Genomic DNA, 2,453 nt, shown 5'->3' with positions numbered 1-2,453 from the left:
AAAATAGTTTTTGTAAAAAGCAACAATGGATACAAAGCACAAAGGGTAACAACAGGGGTAACTAATAAAAATCTGATCCAGGTAACAGGTGGAATTACCGCTGCTGATTCCGTGGCTGTAAATGCACAGTTTTTAAAGTTTACAATGCAAACAAAATATGGGCTTTGCTCAATATTTATTCATCTGATCAGGTGTTTATTAAAACAGGCACCAGGGTAAGCATTGTGCCGGAAGCCAGGCCGGAAAAAACTTTTCAGAGTTCAATTTTCTTTATCGAGCCGTTTTTTAGGCCCGGCAGTAAAACATTAACAGCCAGGGTAAATATTGATAACAGTGTTTTGCAATTACCTACCCCTGTTGTTACTTTTTGTGCTTTGTATCCATTACCGCTTTTTATAAAAACAATTTTTTCAAACCCCAGTGAAACGATGGCTTCCCTGGGCAACCAGGCTGCAAATACAGGGCTGCTGAAAATAGTTGCCTTTACCTGGCTGCCAATAGGCAATTGTAAAATACTGTTATCGATATTTACACGGGCTGTTAAGGTTTTATTACCGGGCCTGAAAAATGGCTCAATAAAATAAATTGAACTTTGAAATATTTTTTCTGGCCTTGCTTCCGGCACTATGATTACTTTGTTGCCGGTTTTAATAAACACCTGGTCTGATGAATAAATATTCAGCAAAGCCCATATTTTATTTGCATTGTAAACTTTAAAAACTGTTTGTCCTTTTTGCAGGTACATCCCTTCTTTAAGGCTCAGTCCTTCTGTGGTTAATGGTATGTCTCCATTCATTTGAGCAGGCGCATTTACATTTTTATCCATTTGCTTATTTAATGCATCGTGAATATGCCCGCTGTACCTGCTGTAAACCGAAACAGTAAGCAAAGGTTTTTGGGTTTTTACCAGTTGCTGCAATTGTTGGGCAGGAAAACCAAGTAATAATAATTTTTCTCTGGAAGCATTAATTAATGAATAATTAGCGGCATCATTTTTCAAAAGAAATAAATGATTTTGCTGAGCGGTCAGCAATTCCGGGCTGTAAATATCCATAATTTTCTGACCCTTTTTTATTAATTGATAGCGGTATTTTACATACAATTTTTCAATCCTTCCATTTATACGGGTTGATATAGCGCCCACTTCATTGGTGTTGTAGGCTGTATATCCAATGGCATTGATTTCTATGGGTTCTTCACGCTGTATTAAGGTAGTAGCAGGGATGGTGGAAATGGCATAACCATTAGCAGGTTGCATAAGCGTATGTAAAGAAACATCGTGTGTATTATTATTTTTATCCGTGCCGCCGCCAGCCACATTCATTTTCTCCTTTCCATCTTTACCATCCATCTTCATGTTTCCCATACCGGTTTGTTCTTTCTGTTGTGCAACTTTTTGTGGTGGCAATACTTTAAAATATATCCATGCGGCAGCAGCCAGTATCGCCAGCACAGATATTATAACAATTATTATTTTCTTTTTTTTCATAAACCGGCTAATAATTTTTTACTTAAACCCTTCTTCTAAATGACTGTTTTCATTATAAAATCTCAAGGCATTTATAGTTGGGGAATTTTAATCATTATTTTATTTGTAAAATCCTTTCCAGTTCAACCTGCATTGTCAGTAAATCCTGCAATTGTTTTAAGTATTCCAGCTGCGTCATATTTAATGTTTCCCATGCATCAAACAGCATAAATAATTCTTCTGTATTCTGCTCATAACCCAATTGCATCGTTTTATAATTATTCTTTAATGCAGGTATTATATTTTCGTTATACAGTTTCAACTGCTTTTTCTTCAGCTCTATTTCGTTACGCATACCATATGCCATGCCGCTGTATTCATTTACCATCATTTCCTTTTGCGATTGCAATGCATTGGCTTTCCATTTAAGACTTTCAATATTTGCCTTGTTCATTTTAGAAGACCATCTGGTAAGCGGTAATTTCATCATACCCATTAAAGAGAATTGCATGGGCAGGCCGCCAAAACCAAACATGTGCTCATAACGGATACCAAATTGCGGTTTCAAACTTTGCCTTTCCGTTTCCTGTTTTAAAAAAGTAATATTGATGTCTTTATCAATGGCTTTTAAATCGCTGCGGCTGTTATAAAAAAGTGTACTGTCAAATACTGCAGTTGAATAGTCTTTTAACTGGTAGATGGTATCAATATCAAAATCAATCATGGCGTTTCTGCCCATTAGTGAATTGATGCGGATACGTTTTTCTTTGATGTCATTTTCAAACATAAGTTGCATATTCATACTGTTGCCCAATGCTGCTTTTGCTTTGAAATAAGCACTGATTTTTTCCAGCCCATTTTTGTACCGTATCTCTGCATTCTTAATCATAAAGTCAAGCAGTTTTTCATTTTGCTCCACTATCACCAATTTTTTTTTAAGGATTATCCATTCATAATAAAATCTTTTGGCATCATTGATTAATTC

3 protein-coding genes and 1 pseudogene are annotated in these 2,453 nt (G+C 35.8%); 2 read left to right on the top strand and 2 right to left on the bottom strand.

Features of this window, described 5'->3' with window-relative positions; genetic code table 11:
- Window positions 1-219: hypothetical protein (locus tag ACY65O_RS08455; protein WP_462220416.1), on the top strand; the 219-nt coding region annotated here is incomplete at its 5' end.
- Window positions 165-287: pseudogene (locus tag ACY65O_RS08450) on the top strand (efflux RND transporter periplasmic adaptor subunit); the annotation flags it as partial. The gene ACY65O_RS08455 and the pseudogene ACY65O_RS08450, both read left to right, overlap by 55 nt.
- On the opposite strand, the gene ACY65O_RS08445 reads toward ACY65O_RS08450, so the two are convergent.
- Both ACY65O_RS08445 and ACY65O_RS08440 read right to left on the bottom strand, forming a co-directional pair.
- Window positions 254-1,258 carry an efflux RND transporter periplasmic adaptor subunit gene (locus ACY65O_RS08445; protein WP_462220417.1) on the bottom strand — a complete coding sequence of 335 codons (1,005 nt, stop codon included), beginning with the start codon at window positions 1,256-1,258 and terminating at the stop codon, window positions 254-256. The pseudogene ACY65O_RS08450 and the gene ACY65O_RS08445 overlap by 34 nt on opposite strands.
- 325 nt (window positions 1,259-1,583) lie before the next feature.
- On the bottom strand, window positions 1,584-2,453 hold an 870-nt coding region (locus tag ACY65O_RS08440), incomplete at its 5' end, for a TolC family protein (RefSeq protein ID WP_462220415.1).

This window comes from Ferruginibacter sp., from assembly GCF_031430955.1.
Lineage (GTDB): Bacteria > Bacteroidota > Bacteroidia > Chitinophagales > Chitinophagaceae > Ferruginibacter.
Note: the sequence above shows the minus strand (reverse complement) of the source record. Positions and strands in the feature narration are given on the sequence as shown.